General features: G+C 53.0%; 1 protein-coding gene. It reads left to right on the forward strand.

The features are described from left to right. Positions 1–457, forward strand: a 457-nt coding sequence (locus JMF97_RS32490) for a DUF1329 domain-containing protein (RefSeq protein ID WP_203224682.1), incomplete at both ends; no start/stop codon positions are given.

Consider the following 457-nt stretch of genomic DNA (forward strand, 5'->3'; position numbering starts at 1 on the left):
GCAACGCTAACTGAAGGTGGAAAGGCATTGAAAGGTGCCTATGGCGGAACTCCTTTCCCGATTCCGCAATCGGGTGGTGAAGCAATGTGGAACCATTTTCTGGCATGGAAAGGCTCCGCAGCGGATACGGTCGCGGATTTATTTGTCGTTGACTCTAACGGTACCCGCTCACTCTCTGCACGTATCGAGGCGAGTCGTGTGTATCCCTACTATGTCCAAGACGGTGAAAGCAAATTCGATGGCACTCACTGGATGTTATCGCGCGCTCAGCTCAAAGCACCGGCTCGCAGGGTAGGCGCAGCAACAGTCGGGGTGTTCCCCATGGATTATCAAAACCAGCTTTTTGGGTCATGGCAATATATGCCTGGCCAGCGCCGCGTACGCAAATTGCCCAACGTCCAGTTTGACACACCAAACTTTTTCGTTTCGGGCGTCGCTAACTTTGATGAGGCTTACG

It is taken from the genome of Micromonospora fiedleri (assembly GCF_016774385.1).
In the GTDB taxonomy this organism is placed as follows: domain Bacteria; phylum Actinomycetota; class Actinomycetes; order Mycobacteriales; family Micromonosporaceae; genus Micromonospora; species Micromonospora gifhornensis.